Origin of the sequence: Dickeya sp. Secpp 1600, assembly GCF_003049805.1 — a bacterium.
Taxonomy (GTDB): domain Bacteria; phylum Pseudomonadota; class Gammaproteobacteria; order Enterobacterales; family Enterobacteriaceae; genus Dickeya; species Dickeya fangzhongdai.
This window is the reverse complement of record NZ_CP023484.1, coordinates 2,840,191-2,859,370: the sequence shown is the minus strand read 5'-3', so window position 1 is coordinate 2,859,370 and position 19,180 is coordinate 2,840,191. Positions and strand designations below refer to the sequence as shown.

General features: G+C 51.4%; 18 protein-coding genes and 3 pseudogenes. 5 read left to right on the top strand and 16 right to left on the bottom strand.

Translation table 11 applies throughout. The annotated features are described in order from the left end of the window. Position 1 precedes the first annotated feature (1 nt). On the bottom strand, positions 2-457 hold the full coding sequence (locus tag CPA59_RS12755) for an NUDIX domain-containing protein (protein ID WP_231348795.1): 456 nt from the start codon (positions 455-457) through the stop codon (positions 2-4). Positions 458-843: 386 nt separating this feature from the next. On the opposite strand from CPA59_RS12755, the gene yiaY reads away from it, so the two are divergent. Continuing rightward, the gene (gene yiaY / locus CPA59_RS12750; protein WP_038919291.1) at positions 844-1,992 is read left to right on the top strand and encodes an L-threonine dehydrogenase; all 1,149 of its coding nucleotides are present in this window, start codon (positions 844-846) and stop codon (positions 1,990-1,992) included. Between the two features lie 299 nt (positions 1,993-2,291). Here yiaY and CPA59_RS12745 read toward each other — a convergent pair whose 3' ends face one another. Continuing rightward, the gene (locus CPA59_RS12745) at positions 2,292-2,606 is read right to left on the bottom strand and encodes a PTS sugar transporter subunit IIB (protein WP_038919290.1); all 315 of its coding nucleotides are present in this window, start codon (positions 2,604-2,606) and stop codon (positions 2,292-2,294) included. A gap of 314 nt (positions 2,607-2,920) precedes the next feature. Beyond that, positions 2,921-3,157 (bottom strand): annotated as a pseudogene (locus CPA59_RS23150) (NAD(P)H-binding protein); the annotation flags it as partial. A 147-nt stretch (positions 3,158-3,304) separates the two neighbouring features. Between CPA59_RS23150 and CPA59_RS12735 the strand changes: the two are divergent. Then, positions 3,305-4,198 carry a LysR family transcriptional regulator gene (locus tag CPA59_RS12735; RefSeq protein WP_038919288.1) on the top strand — a complete coding sequence of 298 codons (894 nt, stop codon included), beginning with the start codon at positions 3,305-3,307 and terminating at the stop codon, positions 4,196-4,198. On the opposite strand, the pseudogene CPA59_RS23300 reads toward CPA59_RS12735, so the two are convergent. From CPA59_RS23300 to CPA59_RS12710, 6 genes and pseudogenes are all read right to left on the bottom strand, one after another. Further along, a pseudogene (locus tag CPA59_RS23300) lies at positions 4,179-4,286 on the bottom strand (aldo/keto reductase); the annotation flags it as partial. The gene CPA59_RS12735 and the pseudogene CPA59_RS23300 overlap by 20 nt on opposite strands. A gap of 25 nt (positions 4,287-4,311) precedes the next feature. Beyond that, positions 4,312-5,163, bottom strand: coding sequence for an aldo/keto reductase (locus CPA59_RS12730; protein ID WP_107759584.1), 852 nt, complete (start codon positions 5,161-5,163; stop codon positions 4,312-4,314). 80 nt (positions 5,164-5,243) lie between these two features. Next, positions 5,244-5,504 (bottom strand): annotated as a pseudogene (locus CPA59_RS12725) (hypothetical protein); the annotation flags it as partial. Between the two features lie 60 nt (positions 5,505-5,564). Continuing rightward, a complete protein-coding gene (locus CPA59_RS12720) occupies positions 5,565-6,329 on the bottom strand; it encodes a carboxymuconolactone decarboxylase family protein (RefSeq protein WP_107759582.1) in 765 nt (254 codons plus the stop codon). Then, positions 6,307-6,786 (bottom strand): cupin domain-containing protein, encoded by a 480-nt coding sequence (locus CPA59_RS12715; protein WP_107759580.1) that lies wholly within the window; start codon positions 6,784-6,786, stop codon positions 6,307-6,309. The genes CPA59_RS12720 and CPA59_RS12715 overlap by 23 nt, the downstream gene beginning before the upstream one ends. A gap of 165 nt (positions 6,787-6,951) precedes the next feature. Further along, complete coding sequence (locus tag CPA59_RS12710) at positions 6,952-7,830, bottom strand: LysR family transcriptional regulator (RefSeq protein WP_161130305.1); 879 nt, start codon at positions 7,828-7,830, stop codon at positions 6,952-6,954. Between the two features lie 256 nt (positions 7,831-8,086). Here CPA59_RS12710 and CPA59_RS12705 point away from each other — a divergent pair, with 256 nt between their 5' ends. Next, a complete protein-coding gene (locus tag CPA59_RS12705) occupies positions 8,087-9,070 on the top strand; it encodes a nitronate monooxygenase family protein (protein WP_107759578.1) in 984 nt (327 codons plus the stop codon). Here CPA59_RS12705 and CPA59_RS12700 read toward each other — a convergent pair. The 3 genes from CPA59_RS12700 to CPA59_RS12690 are packed head-to-tail and all read right to left on the bottom strand — an operon-like array spanning position 9,059 to position 12,316. Beyond that, positions 9,059-10,438 carry a heavy metal sensor histidine kinase gene (locus CPA59_RS12700; RefSeq protein ID WP_255412218.1) on the bottom strand — a complete coding sequence of 460 codons (1,380 nt, stop codon included), beginning with the start codon at positions 10,436-10,438 and terminating at the stop codon, positions 9,059-9,061. The two genes, CPA59_RS12705 and CPA59_RS12700, sit on opposite strands and share 12 nt — an antisense overlap. A gap of 15 nt (positions 10,439-10,453) precedes the next feature. Further along, positions 10,454-11,134, bottom strand: coding sequence for a heavy metal response regulator transcription factor (locus tag CPA59_RS12695; protein ID WP_038919281.1), 681 nt, complete (start codon positions 11,132-11,134; stop codon positions 10,454-10,456). Between the two features lie 15 nt (positions 11,135-11,149). Next, complete coding sequence (locus CPA59_RS12690) at positions 11,150-12,316, bottom strand: aldo/keto reductase (RefSeq protein WP_174213744.1); 1,167 nt, start codon at positions 12,314-12,316, stop codon at positions 11,150-11,152. 252 nt (positions 12,317-12,568) lie between these two features. On the opposite strand from CPA59_RS12690, the gene CPA59_RS12685 reads away from it, so the two are divergent. Beyond that, positions 12,569-13,618: an alpha/beta hydrolase gene (locus CPA59_RS12685; protein ID WP_161130289.1), complete on the top strand. Its 1,050-nt coding sequence runs from the start codon at positions 12,569-12,571 to the stop codon at positions 13,616-13,618. 436 nt (positions 13,619-14,054) lie between these two features. Beyond that, on the top strand, positions 14,055-14,678 hold the full coding sequence (locus CPA59_RS12680) for a glutathione S-transferase family protein (protein ID WP_107759576.1): 624 nt from the start codon (positions 14,055-14,057) through the stop codon (positions 14,676-14,678). A gap of 256 nt (positions 14,679-14,934) precedes the next feature. Here the strand turns inward: CPA59_RS12680 and CPA59_RS12675 are convergent, their stop codons facing one another. From CPA59_RS12675 to CPA59_RS12655, 4 genes are all read right to left on the bottom strand, one after another. Then, positions 14,935-15,966 (bottom strand): methionine synthase, encoded by a 1,032-nt coding sequence (locus CPA59_RS12675; protein ID WP_107759574.1) that lies wholly within the window; start codon positions 15,964-15,966, stop codon positions 14,935-14,937. 27 nt (positions 15,967-15,993) lie between these two features. After that, complete coding sequence (locus tag CPA59_RS12670) at positions 15,994-16,971, bottom strand: DUF1852 domain-containing protein (protein ID WP_107759572.1); 978 nt, start codon at positions 16,969-16,971, stop codon at positions 15,994-15,996. 498 nt (positions 16,972-17,469) lie between these two features. Beyond that, positions 17,470-17,700: a tautomerase PptA gene (pptA, locus tag CPA59_RS12660; RefSeq protein WP_107759568.1), complete on the bottom strand. Its 231-nt coding sequence runs from the start codon at positions 17,698-17,700 to the stop codon at positions 17,470-17,472. Positions 17,701-17,862: 162 nt separating this feature from the next. Continuing rightward, positions 17,863-18,957, bottom strand: coding sequence for an ABC transporter ATP-binding protein (locus CPA59_RS12655; RefSeq protein ID WP_038658090.1), 1,095 nt, complete (start codon positions 18,955-18,957; stop codon positions 17,863-17,865). Positions 18,958-19,180: the final 223 nt, after the last annotated feature.

The following is a 19,180-nucleotide window of genomic DNA, read 5'->3' as shown; positions in this document are numbered from 1 at the left end:
ATCAGTGCGTATCGCGCCAGAGCAGGTTCAGGGCGCGCATGACATAGGGCACAACCGGCAGATGCGCGATTTGCTCGCGGGTGAAGAACGCAAACCCGGAACCTTCCTGCAGCACGATATCGCCCGGCGTCAGCGCCGTTGTCAGCGAGAAGATATAAATCCGGGCGTTTTTGCTGTCATCCGACAGCGTGACGATCAGCGGCGTTAACTCCCGGTCGTCAAGGGTGATGCCGATCTCTTCATTTAATTCACGCACCGCCGCCTGGGCGGGCGTCTCTTCACCTTCAAGTCCGCCGCCGAACAGCGACCAGTAACCGGGGTAGGGTATGTCTTTATCCGAATCCCGCAATTGCAGCAGGATTTTTCCGTACGGATCGACGAGTACAACCAGCGCCGCGCTACAGGCGCTGGCCGTGCTGATATCGCCGATCACCTTAAATGTGATCTCATTCGTCATGGGTATTGTCGACATTAAAAGCCCCGAGTAGTCATGACACGACCGCCTGTCTCTGTTCACTAATACTGATACGGTTCGGTCTGGCGCGATACGCCGATGTAACACCTTTTCAGGCCGTAATCTATGTAATAACGGCAGATTGACCCGCTTGTTTACGATGAAAATACCACCCGCCCCGTTACGCCGGTTCTATGCGCAACCTGGAAGTAAAATAATTGTTTATTTGTGCGGCGCAGTTTTTTCATTCATACATGATATTCCTCAGAAAAAACGGTTCAGCATTTTAGCGAAGAGTGGATGAAATTTGTTTTTGGTCAATTTTACCGATAAATGTCAATGCTAGGATGGCTGTAAGTTAAGACTCTGTAATAAATGGATGGTGATCTATGAGCAGCGCATTTTATATTCCGGCTTTAAACCTGATGGGTGAGGGTGCGTTAGAGGAAGCGGCCAGGCAGATTCAGTTGCAGGGTTTCAAACATGCCTTGATCGTGACTGACGGCGTGCTGAACAAAATCGGCGTCGCAGCCTCCGTGCAGCAATTGCTGAAAAAATACCAGATCGATAGCGCCATTTATGATGGCGTGCAGCCGAACCCGACCGTTGCCAACGTGGATGCGGGCCTGAAAATTCTTAAAGCAAACCACAGCGATTGCGTGGTGTCGTTGGGCGGCGGTTCTTCCCACGACTGCGCTAAAGGTATCGCTCTGCTGGCGACCAACGGCGGCGAAATCGCCGACTACGAAGGCGTGGATGTTTCCGCCAAACCGCAGTTGCCGCTGATCGGCATCAACACCACGGCGGGCACCGCGTCTGAAATGACCCGCTTCTGCATCATTACCGATGAAGTGCGTCATGTGAAAATGGCGATCGTGGATAAAAACGTGACCCCGGTGATGTCCGTCAACGACCCGGTCCTGATGGTTGGAATGCCGGCATCGCTGACCGCTGCTACCGGGATGGACGCCTTGACCCACGCCATCGAAGCTTATGTGTCGACCGCCGCTAACCCGATTACCGATGCGGTGGCGATCAAAGCGATTGAACTGATCCGCGACCATCTGCGTGATGCGGTCAAAGACGGTAAAAACATGGTGGCGCGTGAACAGATGGCTTACGCCCAGTTTATGGCCGGCATGGCGTTCAACAATGCATCGCTGGGGTATGTGCATGCGATGGCGCACCAGTTGGGCGGCTTCTATAACCTGCCGCACGGGGTGTGCAATGCGGTGCTGCTGCCGCACGTAGAGCGTTACAACGCCACCGTCGCCGCAGGGCGTCTGAAAGACGTTGCGGTCGCGCTGGGCGTCGACGTTGCCGGGCTGAGCGATCAACAGGCTGCTGACGCGGCGATCGCGGCGATCAGCCAGATGGCGCGCGATGTCGGTATCCCGGCCGGATTGAAAGATCTGGGCGTGAAAGAAGAAGACTTCAACATTCTGGCGGACAACGCGCTGAAAGACGCCTGCGGGTTGACCAACCCGAAACAGGCGACCCACGCGGAAATCGTCGAGATTTTTGCCGCCGCGTTCTAACTGTCATCTGAATATTATCGACGAGCCCCCGGCCTTTCATGGCCGAGGGCTTTTTTATAACTGTCTCCTGTCTATAGTCAGGATGATGGGCTGTTTTATTAATCGGGTGTATTTTACTGGCTTGTAATTAATTTTAATTTGACATTATTGTTGATGTAATTATTTCTGCTGGTCAGTTAAATGCCGGTAGCGGACATTACGCACATCACGGTTTATTAATTAATGGGAGCAGACCATAGTGCTATGCACAAACTCCATGCATAAGAGAGGAGGCCGCACAAAAGGTGCGGCCGTCAGTGTCAGGCTGCTAGTTCAGGCATCTGCTCCATCACGAACTTTAAAACTTTCTCCGCGTCGAGTGATGCATAGAGTAGACTTTCAATAATCGCAATTGAACGAGAGTCTCCGACAATCTCTCTAATCTCTGTGAGTTTGTACTGAATGTGCGGCGCAATGAGAAAACCGTCGAAAACGGAAGCTACGCTGGCGAAATTATCCAGACCCACAGCACTAATGATCAGATGGTAGCCCTTCCTTTCTGCCACTAACTGCATCTTTTTGGCGAGAGAGTTTGCTGTATTCCCGAACAAACAACATATCAGAAGCTTTTTCATGGTATTTCCTCCTGAGAGCTATTCACAGAATATGACTCGCTAAGGTAATAAAATGAGCGCTACCTCTTATTTGCATGACAAATCAATAGCTGAGTTGACTGTACCACCCCGGAAAGACGAACCTGCCGTATAGTTGAACCGCCACTGAGCATTCACACCTTTTCGAGTAGCAGCTCTTGTATAAGCAATTCGCTATTGGGGTCTTAAGTCTGCTTCTCGCTTATAGCTGCCCAGTGAAGTTTCCGCAGACACGGCTTCGTGCCAGAAACGGACAATACGAAGCATGACGAGCTTGTGCCGATCATCATGGTGGTAATCGAACCAGCCCGGTCTGACGATGGTGTAGAAATGACCGTATCAATATCTTTCGCCACGCCAGCCAATGTCTTAAGCATTGAAACGTCACCGTAGAAAACGTCGACCTCATGGGGAAACTGTTTTACTTTGCGCCGATTTCTGACCAATGCTTTGGGTTGGCGGCCCATTTCCATTGCGGTCTTCACGACATGCAGACCAATACTTCCCGTCGCCCCGACAACGAGTATTTTCATGAGAAACCGTCTGTTAATTCAGACATATTTTCAATACAGACAGAATATCAATTATCATTATTGCCAGTGGCGGGACTAAAATGATGGCGTCTATGGACACCCTTCATAAGTTCTCTTTGAGGGGGGATAGGAATAAGGAAATGGCCGATGCTTAAAGAAAACTTCAATGAGTTGCAGATCTTTCTTGTTGTGGCAAGAGAGCGAAGTTTTACCAAAGCGGCCGGTAAGCTTGGCGTTTCGCAGTCGGCGCTGAGCCATGCAATGAAAGCGCTGGAAGAGCGCTTAAACATCCGTCTTTTGACCCGAACCACCAGAAGCGTAGCCCCCACAGAGGCTGGCGAGAGAATTATTGCCTGCCTTGAGCCACGAATTGCCGATCTTGAGCAGGAACTGGAGGCGCTGATTCAACGGGATGGTACTGCTTCAGGTAACATCCGCTTATCAGCCGGGGAGCATGCCGCACGTAGCTTGGTGTGGCCGAAGCTGAAACCCTTCCTCAGGGAATATCCAGAAATCAATGTCGAACTGGTGGTTGATAATGGTTTTGTCGATATTGTCGAAGGACGTTTTGATGCCGGGATTCGCCTTGGCGAAAGTGTTGATAAGGATATGATCGCCGTAAGAATTGGGCCGGATATGCGAATGGCCCTGGTCGGCGCGCCGGCATATTTTGCCGCAAACCCTGTTCCTGATTCGCCGCATGAGCTACAAAATCATCGATGTATCAATATGCGCCTGCCTACCGCCGGTGGCCTGTATCATTGGGAGTTTGAACGGGAGGGGAAACCCCTGCGCGTCAGAGTCGAAGGGCAACTGACGTTTAACCTGTTGTCGGAAAGAATCGATGCGGCGTTATCCGGCTTTGGCATCGCCTGTGTGCCAGAGGATACGGTTCAGGCTTTTATAACATCAGGCGAACTTATCCATATTTTGCAGGATTGGTGTCCCTCTTTCCCTGGATACTATCTTTACTACCCCAGCCGTAAACAGCACCCTCCAGCCTTTGCGTTAATGATAGATGCGCTGCGGTACTCGGAATAACCGGGCCGTAGCCGTGGCTGAGCCCCATGCAACCCAGCCCCAGAGCCGACACTTCAAGCCCGGATGTTCCGAGATAACGTTTTTGCATCAAGAGGTGCCTCTTCTGCCGTGGCTTAAACGTCAAGCTTACGGCCGGTCAGCCATTCCACCATCGCCGGGTCACGATGCGAGAAGAATGCGCTGGTTGCGGTATCGAGAGCGGCAATCTGCAGCATATCGTCAGCGCTTAACTCGAAGTCGAGGATGTTGATATTCTCTTCCATTCGCGCTTTTCGTACAGATTTTGCCAGCGAAGCGATGCCACGCTGGAAGATCCAACGCAGGACAACCTGACCCACGCTTTTGCCATACTTCTCACCAATCGCCGTTAATACCGGATGCTGGAACAGACCGTTTTTCCCTTCTGCAAAAGGCGCCCAGGCTTCAGGCTGAATTGCGCGGCTTTTCATCCACGGCACGGCATGCAGTTGCTGGTTAAAGGGGTTTACTTCAATCTGATTTACGGCAGGGACGACTTTGTTGAAGGCGATAAGATCGGCAAGTCTGTCGGGATGAAAGTTGCTTACGCCAATCGCGCGAATTTTTCCTGCCTGATGCAGTTCTTCCATCGCGCGCCAGGCCCCATGAACATCGCCATAGGGTTGGTGAATCAGGTACAGGTCGACATAATCCAGCTGCAGCCGATTCAGTGAGCGTTCGAACTGTGCTTTAGCACCTGCGTAATTGGTATCCTGCAGCCAAAGTTTAGTGGTAATAAAAAGTTCGTTACGTGCGATGCCGCTTTGTTTCAGCGCGTTCCCGACCTGAGTCTCATTTTGATAGGACGCTGCGGTATCAATCAGACGATATCCTGTTTCGATGGCATCAAGAACGGCGCTCTCACACTCGGCGGCATCCGTCATCTGAAATACACCAAAGCCCAGCAGGGGCATTTTAATACCGTTGTTCAGTGTTACTGTTTGCATGACGTTATCCTTCAGCTTGTTATGTATGAAAAGCATACCGCAAGGTGATTTATTCGATTAGAGGGTGAAATTCGCTAGGGTTAATTAGTAGAGTTCATTAATACTCTTTGAGCCTTGCTTGCGGCTCTTTTACTACGGCAGGTTTTTTCTTGCAGGAACCGGCTAACCAGATCAGCGATCTGAACATTATTCAGATCGGAGAACGGGAAGTGGAATGTCTTTTATCCCCCCTCCGGCAGGTGCGTAACGGTCACATCACCTCCGGATTTGTTAACCACGTCTCGCCATTGCCGGGCCATTGCCAGGCGTACCCGACAGCTGTCTTGTGCTGCCGGAGCAAGGCCGGCAAGAATATCGTCGCTGTCACCTTTGCCGTAACCGCCGTGAGTAATAGGGCCCCTTTATTTTGCGCCAGCCAGTGCCTGTTGCTGCGCATGTTCAGCCCGTATTGCGGCATCATTTTCGCCATGTTCACGCAGTGCCTGTACCAGCTGGCGCAGTTGTCCTGCCGTCAGGCCGACCCGCATGCCTGCACGCGTATGCGATAGCAACTGAGCTTCAACGCCCGGTGTGGCCGCTAATGCGCCGACCGTTGCCAGTTCGCGGCTTTGCCAGTCGAGGTTATCGCGGGCAAAAATGTCACCGAACAGATGTGTTTGCAGGAACTGATTAATGACCGGAGCGAAATCAAACAATGGGCCCTGAACCGGGGCGCCTGAGATTCTGGTCTGGTTTGCGGTGCCAATACGGCGGAGTTCATCGCCGACGGGAACAGGGTTGACAGGTTCTTTACCCTCAACATCGCTGATGCCGCGTTGTTTACGTGCTTCAACGACCTTCATGAGTTCATTTAACGCATTCAGGCTGCGAGGGAAGCCGGTATAGGCATAGAGCTGAACGAGAATTTCTTTGGCTTCGTTTATGGTGAGTCCGGCGTCCAGGCCCTGATTAAGCGCAGCATTAAGCTTTTCCATCTGGCTGCTTGCCATATACGCCGCAATCAAAGGGATAGCCTGCTGGCGTGCGGACAATGTATCTGCAACGGTTTGCTCCTGATTCATTGCGGTGATTCCTTGCGTTACTGTCGCCGCATTTGCCGTGAGGCTGTAACCAACGATCAGCAATGCTGCTACCGTGAATGCCTTAATGGGCGTGGTATTGTTCATCAGTCACTTTCTCCATCCAGTTAACGCTTTTCCCATCCACGATCCCGGTTATCGCCAGGTGCGTCATGGCGCTGCCAGAGGCTGCACCATGCCAGTGTTTGACACCAGGGGGGCATGACACAACATCACCAGAACGAATTATCTGTACCGGCTGGCCTTCCTGCTGGGTCAGCCCTACGCCGGAGGTCACAATAAGCCGCTGACCTGCTGGGTGCGTATGCCAGGCGGAGCGAGCACCTGGCTCAAAAGTGACGTAAGCCCCCGAAACACGCATGTCCTTATCAGGCTTGAACAGCGGATCTACCCGGACGCGTCCGGTAAAATTCTCCGCTGGCCCATATACCGCGTTCTGACTTCCGGCGGGGGTAATATGAACGGGGACATTTTGCTCCACCGCCCAGGATGAAAAAGTGAAGAGGGGTAGTAACAGCCCGAAGTAACGTATTTTTCCGGTCATGCAAAGCATCCTTTTCGTCGATGAAGGGAATAGCCTGCAATGATTCTAATCAGGGTGACATGTCGTCAGGCTGACGACCCCCTGACAATTTTGTCAGTTGGGCCGGAAATTGGCAGGGCCTGGGAGGCCCCTCGGTGGCAAATACCATTGCTATAACTCTGGCTTTTAAAGCAGCCGTTCTAACCACTCAGCAAACACGCGTACTTTGCGTGAGAGGTGACGGTGCGGATAAAGCAGCGACAATTTGCGATCCGGAGCGGGATAGTCTGGTAAAACTTCCACCAGACTGCCACTGTCGAGATAAGGCTGTAAAAAGAAGGTCATCCCCTGCAGAAGCCCCAGCCCGGCAAGACCCGCGGCGGTATAGGCTTCTGTGTTGTCCAGTACCAGCTTGCCGGGCAGTTGTATTTCCTCTGTTCCCGATGCGGTCTGAAATATCCACGGCATAATCCGGCGATTGCTGCTGTTAATCCAGTTTACAGCCTGATGCTGTTTCAGCGATTCCAGCGTGTCGGGCTTACCATAAGCGGCAAGATAAGCCGGGCTTGCGCAGGTCGTCATTTTTATATTGCCCATCGGCCGGGCGATATACTCTCCATCTTCCAGTTCCCCCACGCGCAGCACACAATCCAGGCCATCATGCAGCATATCCCGGCGGAGGTCAGAACAGCTCAGAATGATCTCGATACCGGGGTTTTCGCGGTAAAAATCAGGCAGGTTGGGTACGATCAGTAACGTTGCGAAAGCGATTGGCATATCTACACGCAGTTGCCCGTGCAGTGCGCGTTCTGGGGCGAATGACTCCAGTAGGTCATCCGCCTGCACCAGTAAGGGCTTGCTGCGGCGATAAAATTCTTCGCCATCAGGCGTCAGGTAAATTCGGCGAGTGGTTCGCTGCATTAAACGAACGCCGCTGTGTTGCTCCAGCTGCTGCAACGCTTTGGTCACGGCAGGACGGTGGAGTTGCAAGTTTTCTGCCGCTTGGGTAAGGCTGCCGGATTCGATAATTTCAATAAAAATCTTAATTGATTCAAAAAGATTAATTTGCATAGCGGGCTTCTTTTACAGGGGAAGAAAAGCGGCTCAGAAGAAATCGGATAGCGTTATTGTTACTCATTTTATAATAGTGATGAACTATATCTGCTATTTTTCCAAATAATCTTGCGTCCTACACTCTCCGCATTCCGAAGCTGAGCTGCCCCGCAGCATCATCTCGAAACGTAAAAGCACTATGAAACGTAAAAGCAATATTAAGACGGCCTCATCCGATGGTCTGAGTCTCTGTTAAGGAAATTCCGCGATGCAAAATCAAAAGAACCGTATCTGCCAGATTTTGGGCATTGAAAAACCTGTCATCCAGGGGCCATTATCCTGGCTTACCGACGCCCGTTTGGTCGCCGCTGTCAGCAATGCCGGGGGCTTGGGCGTTCTGGGACCAAACGCGGGTTTAACGGCTGAAACCGCCGTATCCACACCGGAAGAAACCGCTGAAAAAATGCGCGAAGAAATTCGTAAAACCAAAGCACTTACCGAAAAACCTTTTGGCGTTAACCTGATCCCAATGCCGGAGAATGACGTATGGACCCTGCCAATATTGCAGGTGATTAAGGAAGAAGGGGTGAGGGTGGTTGTTTATACCGGCTATAGCGAAGGCTCGATAATCCCCGGGCTGTTTGACGAACTGAAAGACGCGGGCATCAGCATCATCTATCGCGACATCAATCCCTCCCCCGAAAACACCCGCCTCGCCGAAGCCGCAGGGGCGGATATTATTGTCGCCACCGGTTTTGACGAAGGCGGAACGTTACCAGGAAAGGCCCTGGGCACGTTTTCCATCGTCCCGCTGATCGCCGATGCAGTTCAACATGTTCCTGTGCTGGCGGCGGGGGGGATCTCCGATAGCCGTACCGCCAGAGCGGCCCATGCCTTAGGGGCCAGCGGGGTCTTCGCAGGCTCCGTATTCATCAGCACGGAAGAAAGCCGCGTACCCCAGTCGGTAAAAGACAAGATCGTCGATTCCGACGGACTGGATATGCTGCTTTTTCGCACGCAGCCCGACTACTATCGCTCTTTGCCCGGCAAGCTGGCAGAGAAACTGGTGCAGATGGACAAAGCGGGTGCCAGTAACGAAGAGCTTGGCAAAACGATGGGCGGTCTACGCGGTTTGCGGATCGGTATGCTCGAAGGAAATACCGACGAAGGCTATATCTCACTGGGCACCGGCATCGGCGCTATCCGGGGCGTAAAAAGCGTGGCTGACGTGGTTAATGAATTAGCTCCGTGATATCGCAAAGGTTAGCCCAAACGTATTGATACCGTCCTCACTACGCGCAAAGACGTCTCCCCGGTGCATAATGGCGACGGCGCGTACGATCGATAACCCCAGACCATGATGGGTGTCGCTCCTGGCCCGGGAGGAGTCAACCCGATAAAAACGTTCAAAAAGCCGGTTTACATGCTCCAGAGCAATGGGATTGCCTGGGTTCGAAACCTCAACGCAGGCGTGATTATTTTTTTCGCTCAACCGAACGGTAATCGTACTTTGGGGGAGCGAATGCCTTGCACTGTTTTCCAGTAAATTGGCGAGGGAGCGGTGGAATAACCGTCGATCAATATGGGCTGTCACATCGCCTTCAACGTCCAGGGTAAGCTGTTTTTCAGCAAAGGAGGGCTCAACATATTCCGCCGTTTTAAGCGTTTCTTCACGCAGGGAGACCAGCATAAGCTGGGAGGCATATTCACCGGCGTGAGCATGGGACAGGAAAAGCATATCGTTAACGATTGATGTCATCCGCTCAAGCTCTTCGAGGTTTGAACCCAGTAACTCTTCCAGCTCATCGTATGAACGTCGGCGTGATAGCCCCAACTGCGTTTGACCAATCAGGTTGGTGAGAGGAGTGCGAAGTTCGTGGGCTACATCAGCATTAAAGCTTTCGAGCTGCCGCCAGGCGATCTCCTGACGCGCCAGTACACCGTTAAATGATGAAGCGAGCTGCTGTAATTCTTCGGGTAATGCCGTGGCATCAAGGCGTTGTCCATGATCTCCCGGGGCGAGATGTTGCGCTTGTTTACTGAGCGCCACCACCGGACGCAGACCGATTCTTGAGACTAGATATCCCAGCAGCGCTACGATAAACACACCCAGCGCGGCAATAACCAGCAGGGTACGCGTGAACGCATCCAGTGTCCCCATGTACGGCGTGGAGTCGATGGCAACCACATAGCGCACCTCAGGCCTTTCGCCGTTTGCGGGGATAGTTTTCACCAGCAGAAAAAGTGAGCATGCGCCGTCCGATGCGCCGGGCATTTTGTTAAAACCTTCCTGCAAAGAAGACCACTGAACACCCACAGGCGGCGTTCCGCCCACACTGAAACGTGGGTTATCGCTCACTATCCAGTAGCGAACGCGCTCACCTTCAGAATTGGCTAATACGGTAAATTTATTCGCCAGCGTAGACCAGCCCTCAGCCGAGGTTCGCGCTGCAATCCACGAGCTCATTAATGATTCCCGAAATAACAGCTCGTTGTGCATCTGTTTTTGCAGCGAGTCATGCAATGAGCTTCTGAGCAGAATACCGATGACGGAAACAATCAGAAGCGCGGATAACGCAAACATCAGTGCCAGATGGACCGAAATGGCGCGCTTAAGCATGCTGATCCCTTTTATTTATTCGCACCTGACTTCGAGGACGTACCCCATACCGCGTACGGTATGCAGCAATTTAACATCGAACGGAGTATCAACTTTGGCCCGCAGGCGTTTAATGGCGACTTCAACCACGTTGGCGTCGCTGTCGAAATTCATGTCCCATACCTGCTCGGCGATCATCATCTTTGACAGAATTTCCCCCTGATGACGGGCCAGAAGGCTCAGTAGAGAAAACTCTTTCGCCGTCAGTTCCAGTCGCGTTCCGGCACGAAATACCCGACGAGCCAGCAGATCAAGATGGAGATCGTTAATTTGCAGCTGTGTGATATCCGCTCCATCGGTTGAGCGGCGACGCACCAGCGCCTGAATGCGCGCCACCAGCTCAATGAGCGAGAAAGGTTTAGGGAGATAATCATCAGCGCCAAGCCGAAGCCCTTTGACGCGCTCGTCGACCGATCCCCGTGCAGATAACATCAATACAGGGGTCTGTTTACTGGCTCGTACGCCTTCCAGTACCCGATAACCATCCATTCCCGGTAACATTACATCGAGGATTATCGCGTCGTAGTCGAATTCCAGTGCGTAATGAAGACCTTCGGCCCCATCCGCTGAAACATCTACTGTAAACCCGGATTCACCCAGCGCACGGCTGAGATAGGTTGATGTTTTTTCCTCATCCTCGACTAACAACAGCCGCATAACGTGACATCCTCATTAACTTTTCAACGGAGCGTCTACATCTGAATAAACCTGTACCGCATCCGGCAACCGTTGACCCTGAATAGTGATGGCATCCAGTGAACGGGTGAGTTCGGTCATTTCGCTAGACGTCAGTGAGATCCGTGCGGCGGCCGTGTTTTGCAGCATATGATCTTTGTTTGTGGTGCCTGGGATCGGGACAATCCAGGGTTTGCGAGCTAGTAACCATGCCAGCGCAATCTGGCCCGGTGCGGCATTTTTTCTTACCGCCCAGGTTTTCAGTAATGCCACTAACTGTAAGTTGTGCTGGCGGTTGTCAGGCGAGAAGCGAGTTTCTGTCGCGCGGAAATCACCGGCAGCGAATCGGGTATTCTCATCAATCCAGCCCGTTAAAAACTGCACGCCTAATGGGCTCCATGGCACAAACCCTATCCCCAGCTCTTCGCATGTCGAAAGCACATGCTTTTCAGGGCCTCGCCAGAGCATGGAATATTCACTTTGTACGGCTGTGACGGGTAATACCGCATGAGCTCGTCTTAACGTATTAATCCCCATTTCTGACAGACCCCAGTGCAGGACTTTTCCCTGATCCATTAAATCCTTAATCACACCGGCGACATCTTCGATCGGAACCTGAGGATCCACCCGGTGCTGATACAGCAAATCGATGCGATCGGTACGCAGGCGTTTGAGCATATTTTCGACGACCAGTCTGATATGCTCCGGTCGGCTATTGAGGCCAGTCAGGCGCTTACCTGTCTGCTGATCGATGTTCCAGCCAAATTTAGTGGCGATAACTATTTTGTCCCGAAAAGGGGCGACGCCTTCACCCAGGATCTTCTCCACCTCAAAGGGACCATAAGCTTCAGCAGCATCAAAAAACGTCACGCCCTCATCAAATGCCCGACGGATAATGCTTACCATTTCGGGACGCCACGGGACAGACGTGTCGTATTTACGGCTCATGTTCTGGACACCCAGACCCACGGCAGAAACGTCAAGGCTGCCTAGTTTACGTTTACCCGGTGAGGCTGAGCGCTGGCTGCCTTGTCTGGAGGCATCACCCTGAGAGGATTTCCCCGTTGCTGAAGCATGAGGAATCAGTGATGCTGCGGCGATACCCGCCCCGGCAACTAATAACTTACGTCGCTCGGGCATCGCCGGGTTGTGTTGACTTTTCATGGATCATTCCTTTTCTCAGTAAATTGAACATGAACCTCATTTAATCTGAGCGCATTCTGCCCCTTGATTACCAACATAAAGCTGACGGTTACCTGACAGCGTTGTCAGAAACCATTGCCTGCCGCACAGTGGCTTCCTGACAAAAATGTTATTCGCCTGTCACGAGGCTGACAGCCCTCACTCCCTAATCTGAGCCTGCATATTCGATATCACGAGCCTGCATGGACAGGCCGTCACTCATCGGGAGAGATCATGAAATTCACGCTGTTAAGTGCAATGTTGCTTACGGCAATGGCCGGAGTTACCTCGGTTAATGCTGCTGACTATAAAAAGAATCCATTTACCCTCGTCTACGACGGTGCCATCACCGAGAACGTCAAAGGCAAGGTCAACATTCATCCGGTGAAATACGATCTGCATGGCATCCAGATTGCCGCGAATGTCTACACGCCAGCCAACTACGACCCCGCGAAAAAATACCCTGCGGTTGTGGTTGCGCATCCGAATGGCGGCGTAAAAGAGCAGGTCGCCGGGTTATATGCTCAGCGTCTGGCCGAGCACGGATATATCACTATTACCGCCGATGCGGCTTATCAGGGGGCCAGTGGCGGCATGCCTCGTAGCGTTGATAAGCCTGCCAATCGCATTGAGGATATTCACGGTATGGCTGACTACATCAGCCAGTACCCAGGGGTTGATACCGCCCGCATCGGCTTGCTGGGCATCTGCGGCGGCGGTGGCTATTCATTAAAAGCCGCCCAGACAGATAAGCGCTTTAAAGCGCTGGCGACGCTGAGCATGTTTGATTCCGGGCTCGTGCGCCGCAATGGTTATCAGGACTCGCAGATTTCCACTATTCAGGAGCGTTTGAAACAGGCAAGTGATGCGCGCGCCAAAGAAGTCACCACCGGTGAGGTCAGCTATTCCGGAGACGCCAACCTGACAGATGAACAAATCGCGAAACTTCCGTACGATTTGTACCGTCAGGGTTACGAGTATTACTGGAAAACGCATGCTCACCCGAACTCAACGTTCCGCTACACCACAAGCAGCCTGCTTGATTTGATGAACTTTGATGCGCAAAGCAATATTGATCTCATCAATCAGCCGCTGCTAATGATGGCCGGTACTAAAGCTGACTCGCTTTACATGACAGAAAGCGCATTCAAAAAGGCCACCGGTACGAAGAATAAACAACTGTTCCTGATTGATGGCGCAACGCATATCGAAACCTACTGGGTACCTCGTTACGTTGATCAGGCGATGAAAAAATTAGATACATTCTTCGATCAAAATATTTAATCCGTTCTACCGATACCCTGGCCAGCCTTGCAGGCTGGCCGTTATATGGTCCCGCCGCGACTATCCACTTACCGGCTTAATATTCGTTGCGCCTGGTAACGTGATGTGCCCAGATTAACGAAGTTGGGGGGAAAGATAATTACGCCCATTAACTAGGCGCTATGAATGAAATTCATAGACCCAGTCCGGAAACTCCGAATAAATTCAGCCTGGGCCATGTCATTTAATAGGTCTGGATTACGGTTATTGTTGCCATATGTCTGCTTCACGCTCATGACAGCCCGGGTTATGCACCTCCCGAAGGCAGCCCTGTGCCATAAAAGCATAAGCTCACGAATGCGACGCAACCATGTCAGTGCTCTGCTGCCAGTAGCAAGAAGATATTAGGTTGGTGTATTGTTTTAAACGATTAATCACGCGGAAGGACATTCGAAGTATGCTTAAAATACTTGGCAAAACGACGTCAATAAATGTGCGCAAAGTGCTCTGGACCTGCGAGGAAGTGGGGCTGGATTATGTTCAGGAAGATTACGGTAGCGGGTTTGCCTCAACGGAAACCGATGCATTTCGCGCTATGAACCCAAACGCCATGGTGCCCGTGTTGATTGACGATGAATTCGTGCTGTGGGAATCGAATTCGATTTGCCGCTATCTGGCGCGCAAAGCCGGGCGCGATGACTTGCTCCCCAACGAAGCGCAGGCGTGCGCTAACGTCGAGCACTGGATGGACTGGCAGGCGACCGAGTTTAACAACGCCTGGCGTTATGTCTTCCCGGCCCTGGCGCGTAAGAACCCGGCCTATAACGATCAAAACGCGATTGCCGCAGGCATTAAAGAGTGGAATCACTGTATTGGTATTCTTGAACAACAACTCCGGCGCACCGGCGCATGGGCGGCAGGTGAGACGTTTACGCTGGCCGATGTGGTGCTCGGACTGTCGGTGAATCGCTGGAAAATGACACCGTTTCCCCACCCTGAAGTCCCTGCCATTGACGCGTGGTTTACGCGCTTGAATCAGCGACCGGCATTCTTGCGTCATGGGAATAATGGCATGGTCTAAAAGCCGGATTGGCGGCGATGTGTCAGCACGCTATATCACGCTTTACGACAGTCAAAGGGCGGCCCGGTTTACTCCGCCGGCCGCCGGTGGTTTTGTTTCGCTACTGGTTCACGGCATCATATAAATTAGCCGTTCTTCATCAGTAATTGCGCAATGTTCGGTATTGCTCAGTCCGGTTGGTGGTTCAGGTTATTTGGCGATTGATCAGATCGCCTGACACGGACTGAGTTTTTTAATGATCGACAATGCCGTGGTGTTATTGAGCAGAGAGCTCTCTGCGGATGATGTCTGCGCCTGCACTTAACGCATTGAGCTTGCCTATGGCTACCCGACGAGATAGGGGGGCCATACCGCAGTTGGTAGAAGGATAGAGCTTGTCGGCATCGACAAACTGAAGTGCTTTTCGTAGCGTATTGGCGACTTCCTCTGGTGTCTCTATCGTATTGGTTGCCACATCAATGGCCCCTACCATGACTTTTTTACCGCGAATCAGCTCAAGCAGATCCATCGGAACACGCGAGTTATGGCATTCCAGCGAGATGATATCGATAGTCGATGTTTGCAGTTTGGGAAACGCTTCTTCATATTGCCGCCACTCTGACCCCAGCGTCTTTTTCCAATCGGTATTGGCCTTGATGCCATAGCCATAGCAAATATGTACAGCCGTTTCACATTTCAGCCCTTCAATGGCTTTTTCTAACGCGGCGATCCCCCAGTCATTCACTTCATCAAAGAAAACATTAAATGCGGGCTCATCAAACTGGATGATATCGACACCCGCAGCCTCTAATTCTTTCGCTTCCTGATTGAGTATTTTTGCGAATTCCCAGGCGAGCTTTTCGCGGCTTTTGTAGTGGTTATCATAGAGCGTATCAATCATCGTCATCGGCCCTGGCAAGGCCCATTTAATGGGTTGCTTGGTGAGTTGACGTAAGAATTTGGCATCTTCAACAAACACGGGTTTTTGACGCGCCACCGCACCGACCACTGTCGGTACGCTCGCGTCATAGCGATTACGAATTTTAACCACTTCACGTTTCTCAAAATCCACGCCGCTAAGGTGTTCAATAAACGTGGTGACAAAGTGTTGGCGTGTTTGTTCGCCATCGCTGACAATATCAATACCCGCACGCAGTTGATCAAACAGCGACAAGCTTAAGGCATCTTTTTTCCCCTCAATCAACTCGTCGTTTTGTAATTTCCAGGGGGACCACAGTTTCTCCGGCTCGGCGAGCCAGGAAGGCTTGGGTAAACTGCCGGCAGTCGAGGTAGGTAGCAATGTTTTCATAGCAGGTGACCTTATATTTTTGGTGAATTAGCGCGCGTAATGAGCCGACCATTGCTCAAGAATATTTTTGTACGGTTTGATGAAGTGCTCTTCAGTAAACTTCCCTTGCTTAATGGCCAACTGGCTGCGCTCTTCCCGATCATAAACAATTTTTGTTAATGAATGATCATGATGATTCAGGTTGGGGCAATAGTATTGCCCGGCAGCGGAGTTCGCATTGTAAATCTCAGGGCGGTAGATTTTTTGGAACGTCTCCATCGTGCTGATGGTACTGATAAGCTCAAGATCCGTGTAATCACTCAGTAAATCACCAAAGAAATAAAAAGCCAAAGGAGCCACACTATTTTGTGGCATAAAGTAGCGAACCTGTAGCCCCATTTTTTCGAAATACTGTTCGGTTAAAGAAGAACCATTTGGCTGGTACTCGATGCCCAATACAGGATGCTGGTTTCCCGTTCTATGATAGGTTTCTTTGCTGGAAACACTTAAGCATATTACCGGCCGCTTGCTAAATTTGTCTTTGTATTCCTGCGAATTGACGAAATATTTAAATATATTCCCATGCAAATCGCCAAAGTTATCGGGAATGCTAAATTCGGATTGACTATTATTATGCTCTAACAACAACACACTAAAATCATAATCACGCACGTAAGACGAGAAGTTATTACCTACAATACCTTCAATCCGTTGGTTTGTTTTTTTATCAATGATGTTTGTTTTCAAAATTTCAATTGCCGGGAAGGTGGCGTTATTGTCGGCAATGTGCATATCAACAGAAATGATTTCAAGTTCGACGGAATAACGGTCACCTTTGGGGTTATCCCAATACGCCAATGTATTGAAGCGATTGTCAATCATCACTAATGTATTGCGTAAGTTCTCCTGGCGGCGCTCTCCTCTGGCCAGATTCGCAAAGTTAGTCGTGATACGCGTATTTTCGGAGGGGTTATAGTTCTCATCGAAGCAACTGCTTTTAATCGTAAATGTAAAATTTTTAGTCATCGCGTTCTTTTTTCCTGATGCTTGATATGAAAACCCGGTTAACGTGTTGATATTAAATAACTTTATTTTGTCATTTGGTGGTCTTCATGTTGCTGGCAAGTTAATTTAGCATATTTTATGCCAGAGTTGATGGGCGAGGGAAAGCGACTTAATTTCATTACAACATGAGCCATATTCATGGTCGGGTATACGGTCAGGTCAGGGATGGTTGCAGACGTCGCTCAACGTCTTATCTTGGCACGGTGATGGCGTTGTTTTCTCGCCGCATTATTTGGTTGATGGGCAGCCGAATAACCAAAGAACGCGTGTTAGATGCACGAGTAATCGCCGTGACAAGACTGATCATCAGCCTTGTCCTAAAGGGCCAACGCAACATTAACGTGTTGGCCTGCAACTCGAATTATTTTGGGTATACACAGGGTAATGAAAGCCGTTCAGCACCGCTATCGGTAAGGCAATACCAGCCTGTTGTCACCGGCGTGCATGCGGGCGTTGACGTTACATCGTATATCCCGGCTTTTTGGTGAGATTATCCAGTTCCGGCCCGATTTCGATATCGTAAACCGCGTCTTTCCAGCGCTCCGGCGCGATTTCCGTCAGGGCAACCGAGATCGACTTGTCTTCCGCGTTCAGGTACTTCTTGAGCAATTCGCTGATTTCGTTTGCCAAATCCTGTTTGACGGTTTCCGGCAGATTGCGGGGGAAATACTTGATGGCAACATGTGGCATAGATAAGGCTCCGTGTATTGCGTCCGGTATATGGCGGACAGCGGTTAAACCTAACGCCGACGGCCATCCGCGCAGTGTCTGCGCCGGCATGGCCTCGGGCGGCAAGCGTTAGTGCTTTATTATTGACGTCGGCTTAACCGGTGGCAACGTTTGTCGCCATCATCAGTGCGTCGTGACTGCATCCAGCGCGCGCAGGTGTTCCGGCTGCCAGGACAGATTGATTTCGCTGCCGATTTGCCAGTCCGGGTTAACGTCGCTGGCCGGCAGTTTCACCATAAACTGCGGTTGACCGGCAACCTCGGTCATCATGCGCACATGATCGCCGAGATAGATAAATTGCTGGATACGGGCTCTGACCTGTTGTGCGCCGTCCGGCAGTACGCTGGCGTTGACCCGTACCCGCTCCGGGCGAATACACAAATGGATTTTCCTACCCGGCGAGCTGGGGCGGACTTTCAGCGCGCGTAATTCGGTGCCGTCATCCAACTGAGCCTGATAGTAGTCGCCGTCGCCGCCGGACTGGGTGCCAATCAGCGTGTTGTTTTCGCCGATAAACTGCGCCACGAAGGCATTCTGCGGGCGTTCGTAGATGTCGCTGGGGCTGTCCATCTGCTGAATAATCCCGTCGTTGAAGACCGCGACCCGGTCCGACATGGTCATGGCTTCGCTCTGATCGTGGGTGACGTACACCACGGTGAGTTCCAGCGCCCGGTGTAGCTCCTTGATTTCCAACTGCATGTGCTCGCGCAACTGCTTGTCCAGCGCGCCCAGCGGTTCATCCATCAGTACCAGACGCGGCTCGAACACCAGCGCTCTGGCCAGCGCCACGCGCTGTTGCTGACCGCCGGACATCTGCGCCGGGTAACGATCGGCCAGATTGGTCAGTTTGACGCGGTCCAGCACCCGATCCACTTTGTCCTTGATATCGCTGCGGTTCATGCGACGAATGGAGAGCGGAAACGCCAGGTTTTCCGCCACCGTCATGTGCGGGAACAGCGCATAGTTCTGAAACACCATGCCGATACCGCGCTGGTGCGGCGGCAGGTTGTGCAGCGGCGTGTCACGCAGCAGAATTTCGCCCTGTGTCGGCGTTTCAAACCCGGCCAGCATCATCAGGCTGGTGGTTTTGCCGGAGCCGGACGGGCCCAGCATGGTCAGAAACTCGCCTTCCTGAATATCCAGATTCAGATTTTTGACCACCAGACGATCGCCATCGTAGGTTTTTTGAATATTTTTGAAGCTAACGTAGGTTTTCATTCTTCCCTTCTCTCACGTGTCGTAGCGCGGTGCTGATGACTGATGTATGCATAAGTCATGCCTGATAGTTAATTAAGAAATTATTCTTATAAATTTGAGCATGAAAAAAGATCAGTTAAGGGGTTTGCTTCGGCGGAAAATCACAGCAAAAAATCAGGCTGAAGCTCGGCCGTTAAGATCAGAGTATTGTGCATGTTGCACAATAGTAAAATCGCAAGAGTTA